The organism is Corynebacterium sp., from assembly GCF_012837295.1.
Taxonomy (GTDB): Bacteria; Actinomycetota; Actinomycetes; order Mycobacteriales; family Mycobacteriaceae; genus Corynebacterium.
In genome coordinates, this window is record NZ_DURI01000173.1 from 1 (window position 1) to 4,119 (window position 4,119).

The window sequence follows — 4,119 nt, forward strand, 5'->3', positions numbered from 1 at the left end:
GGCTGGTCGGCGGGAGCCGATCAATCGAACACCCGCCGCAAGGCTGATTCAAGCGCTGGCCGCATGACGTTGAACATGCGATGACAGCGTGAACGGGCCCGAGCCCCTCCCCACGGGAGGTGGCCGGGCCCGTTTTCTTATGCTCGGCTTTCTTATGCTCTGATGTGGCCGCCGCCCAGCCGCCGCTTGCCCCTCCCCCGAAAGGTCCCGCCGCCCATGCCCGATCTGATGCAGATCCTCACCGGCTTCGGTTCGGTGGCGCTCATCATCGCCATCGGCTGGCTCGTCGGCCGCGGCGGAGTGCTGGGCAAGAACGGCGGCTACGCCCTGAACATGGTCGTCTACTGGGTGGCCATGCCGTGCATGCTGCTGCACACGCTGGCGACGTCGGACACCGGCGGCGCCCTCGGCCAGGCCTTCGTGGTGGCGGCCGGGTCGGCGTTGACGGTGGCGGCGGTGTACATGGTCGTCGCAAAGCCGCTCGTGGGGCAGCGCGGGCCGGAGCGCGTCGTCGGCGCGATGTCCTCGAGCTACAACAACGTCGCCAACCTGGGCATCCCCATCGCCACGGCGGTGCTGCACGACGCGACGGCGATCGTGCCGGCGCTCATCTTCCAGATCGCCTTCTACGCGCCGGTCTGCCTGACGGTGCTGGACATCCTCACGTCGCGGCGCGGGCGGCTCGACCTCCGCCGCACGGTGCTCACACCACTGAAGAACCCCATTTTCGTCGGCGCCGCGCTGGGGCTGGCCGCGGGCGCGCTGCCGAACGGCCTGCCCACGGTCATCGCGTCCCCCGTCGGGTTGCTCGGTCAGGCGGCGGTGCCCATGGCGCTGCTGGCCTTCGGCATCGGGCTGCACGGCGCGACGGTGCTGCGCAAGGGCACGGCGCCCCGCCGGGCGATCGTGGTCTCGTCGGTGCTGAAGAACCTGGGCCAGCCGCTGGCCGCCTGGTTCATCGCGTCGGTGCTGCTGGGCATGGAGGGCCACGCGCTGCTGGCGGCCGTGGTCATCGCCGCCCTGCCTACCGCGCAGAACGTGTACACCTTCTCGTCGCGGTTCGGGCGCGGCACCATCCAGGCCCGGGACTCGGCGGTGGTGACGACGCTCGCGTGCGTCCCCGTGGTGTTGGTCATCGCCCTGCTGCTGGGTTGATCCCGCCGCCGGTTCCCCATTCGCCGCTACCCTTGGTGGCGTGGAATTGCTCAAGGAACTCCTGTCCGCCGACCCTTCCGTCCCCCGTCTTACCTGTTACGACGAAACCACCGGTGGCCGCACCGATTTGAGCGCCACCACCTTGGACAACTGGGCGTCGAAGATCGCGAACATGCTCCACGACGAATTCGATCTCGACCCCGGCGATGCGGCGTGGATCGATCTGCCGCCGATCTGGCAGGCGGCGTGCATCATCGTCGGCGCCGAGCGCGCGGGCGTCGAGTTGAGCGACGATGATCCGCTGGTCGTGTTCACGACCGTCGGCAAGCTGTCCGAGTGGGAGGAGAAGTTCCCCGACGCGTACCTGGCGGCGGTCACCGACGACGCCTTCGGCCGCGGGGTCGTCGAGACCGGCGGCGAGATTCCCCCGGGCGTCGTCGATTTCGGGCCGGAGGTCCGGCTGCATCCGGACGGGTACATCGGCATGGGCCCGGATGCGGGGCAGGTGCTCATCGACGGCGCGACGCCCGAGGAGCTCACCGTGCGCGCCAAAAAGGTGGCCGAGGAGGCCGGGCTGGACGATGGCGCCCGCGTGATCTCCCAGGGTTGGGCAGGCGGCCCGACCGCCGACGAGTGGATCCGATCGGTGCTCGCCGCATGGTCCGTCGGCGGGGCGGCCGTGATCGTCCGCGACGGCGATGATGAGCGGTTGGAGCGGATCGCCGACATCGAAAAGGCCCGGCCCCTGGGTTAGGCGGTCGGCCGTCGTCAAGCGGCATGCTTTGGGCCCCCATCCCACCTGGGATGCGGGCCCTTCGTCATGGAGTCCTGCGGATGGTGCGATCCAGTGCGGGACGGGACTACTTCACGTCGCGGCGGGAGGCGACGAGAATGCCGCCGCCGATGATCGCGATCGACCACGCGGCCAAGACGATGCCGGCATGAAGATCGGAGACGCCGATGTCCATCATGCCGATGAGCTGGCGCGACGACACCCACGGGAGGTACTTCGACAGCGTCTGCAGGAACTCCAGCGGCACGGTGCTGATGGCGATCTCGATGACCATGATCCACGCGATCGGCAGGCCCACCGCCACCGCGGTGACCGGGACGAGCATGCCGACGGCCGAGCCGATCGCCGTCCACAGCAGCAGCATTCCGATGGTCGCCGCGGCGACGCCGAACTCCTCCGGAACGAGCGCGCCGACTGCGGCGAGGACGCCCGCGGCGACTGCGAAGCCGACGAGGATCGAGGCGCAGACGATGAGCACCTGCGCCACGAGCCGGGCGACGTGCACCCCCGGCCGGTCGTTCGCGGAAAGATAGCCGAAAGCGACGCGGCGGCCGGAAATCTCGGAGGCGGAACCGGCGGCGGCGAAGATCATGGCGATGATCACCACGACGTCCGCGCCGAGCAACACCTGCGGGAACGTCGGCTCGAACATGAACTCGGCGGGCCCGCCGCGGGTCGCGAACCACATCATCAACGGGAGACCGATGGTGAAGGCGAGGATCGCGATCACGTATCCCCACGTGGAGCGGAGGTTGAGCAGTCGGACAACTTCAGAGCCGAGCAGATTCAGCGGGCCCGGCAGTGCGCCCTCGGAGACGGCGAAAGTCGGGGCGGTGCCGGTACGGGAGCGGGCGGTGCCGGAGCGGGCGGTGGCGGGCGAATATGACGTGGTCATGGCGTTTCTCCTGGGGTTCGAGATCTGGCTTCGGGAGCGGGTTCCGGGTTGCGGCTCGCGTCCGGGCTGGGCTTGCGGGGGCTGGTGTTGCGGAGGGTCAGGCGACGGCCGCGCCCGGGTACCCGCCCGGTGCCGCGTTCTCGCCGGCGCTGCCGTACTCGGCGTGGGCGGATGCCACGGCCCAATAGGCCTCTTCGAGGGAGGAGTGGCCGTCGAGAAGCTCCTGCTTGTCCCACTCCCCGATCAGCCGGCCCTTGCCGATGATCACCAGCCGGTCGGCGGTGACCTCCATCTCGGACAGGAGGTGGGAGGAGACGAGGACGGCGCGGCCCTCGTCGGCGAAGGCGCGGATGGAGCGGCGGATCCAGCGGATGCCGTCGGGGTCGAGGCCGTTGACGGGTTCGTCGAGAACGAGGTGCGCGGGGTCGCCGAGCATCGCCGTGGCCAGGCCGAGGCGCTGCTTCATGCCGAGCGAGAAACCGCCGATGCGCTTGCCGGCGACGGATTCGAGGCCGACGAGGGCAAGGCATTCGTTGACGCGGGCGGCGTCAATGGCGGCGCTGCGGGCGACGGCGGTCAAGTGGCCGCGGGCGGTGAGCTTCGGGTTCATCCATCCGGCATCGAGCATCGCGCCGACGATGCGGGCGGGTGCGCGGCAGCCGGCCAGCGAGCGGCCGTCGATGAGTGCTTCTCCGCGGTCGATCTTGTCCAGGCCGAGCATGCAGCGCATGGTCGTGGACTTGCCGGATCCGTTCGGGCCGAGGAATCCGGTCACGGTGCCGTCGGGGACGTCGAAGGTGAGGTCCTCGACGACGCGGTGCCGGCCGTAGGACTTGGTCAGATTCTTGATTTCGAACATGACTTCATCGTCGCCGCGCGGCCGTCGTTTCCCATCGGTCCACGGGATGGTTTCGGAAGGGAGATCGGGCCCCGGCGGGTCATACCCGGGTACTAGTCGCGTCCCGCCCCGGCCCCCGGCCGCTACTCCAGCTCGCCGACGCCGACGCGCCCGGTGCTCAGCGCGAACAGCACGGCGTGGACGCGGTCGCGGGCGCCGGTCTTCATCAGGATGCGCCCGACGTGCGTTTTCACGGTCGGCATCGCGATGAACAGCTCCTCCGCGATCTCCGCGTTCGTCCGCCCCAGCGCGATGAGCCGCAGAATCTCCTCCTCGCGCAGGGTCAGCGGGTCCGGCAGGTCGTCGCGGGTGCGCGCCTCCCCGGCGGCCTCGCTTGACGACGTCCCACCGCCCCCGAATCCGCCGCCCCCTCCGAAC

Annotated in this window: 5 protein-coding genes; 2 read left to right on the forward strand and 3 right to left on the reverse strand. The window is 69.8% G+C overall.

What is annotated here, in order from left to right:
- Positions 1-216: 216 nt before the first annotated feature.
- Both GX015_RS05945 and GX015_RS05950 read left to right on the forward strand, forming a co-directional pair.
- Positions 217-1,155, forward strand: a complete 939-nt coding sequence (locus GX015_RS05945; protein ID WP_291343559.1) for an AEC family transporter — start codon at positions 217-219, stop codon at positions 1,153-1,155.
- 40 nt (positions 1,156-1,195) lie between these two features.
- Complete coding sequence (locus GX015_RS05950; RefSeq protein WP_291343560.1) at positions 1,196-1,909, forward strand: TIGR03089 family protein; 714 nt, start codon at positions 1,196-1,198, stop codon at positions 1,907-1,909.
- Positions 1,910-2,015: 106 nt separating this feature from the next.
- On the opposite strand, the gene GX015_RS05955 is transcribed toward GX015_RS05950, so the two are convergent.
- From GX015_RS05955 to GX015_RS05965, 3 genes are all read right to left on the reverse strand, one after another.
- A complete protein-coding gene (locus tag GX015_RS05955; RefSeq protein WP_291343561.1) occupies positions 2,016-2,843 on the reverse strand; it encodes a hypothetical protein in 828 nt (275 codons plus the stop codon).
- Between the two features lie 97 nt (positions 2,844-2,940).
- Positions 2,941-3,702, reverse strand: a complete 762-nt coding sequence (locus tag GX015_RS05960) for an ATP-binding cassette domain-containing protein (RefSeq protein WP_366926240.1) — start codon at positions 3,700-3,702, stop codon at positions 2,941-2,943.
- A 122-nt stretch (positions 3,703-3,824) separates the two neighbouring features.
- Positions 3,825-4,119, reverse strand: a 295-nt coding sequence (locus GX015_RS05965) for a helix-turn-helix transcriptional regulator (RefSeq protein WP_291343562.1), incomplete at its 5' end; no start/stop codon positions are given.

Coding starts and splice junctions, on each gene's coding strand:
- GX015_RS05945 (WP_291343559.1), top strand. CDS start 217: ATGCCCGATCTGATGCAGATCCTCACCGGCTTCGGTTCGGTGGCGCTC.
- GX015_RS05955 (WP_291343561.1), bottom strand. CDS start 2,843: ATGACCACGTCATATTCGCCCGCCACCGCCCGCTCCGGCACCGCCCGC.
- GX015_RS05960 (WP_366926240.1), bottom strand. CDS start 3,702: ATGTTCGAAATCAAGAATCTGACCAAGTCCTACGGCCGGCACCGCGTC.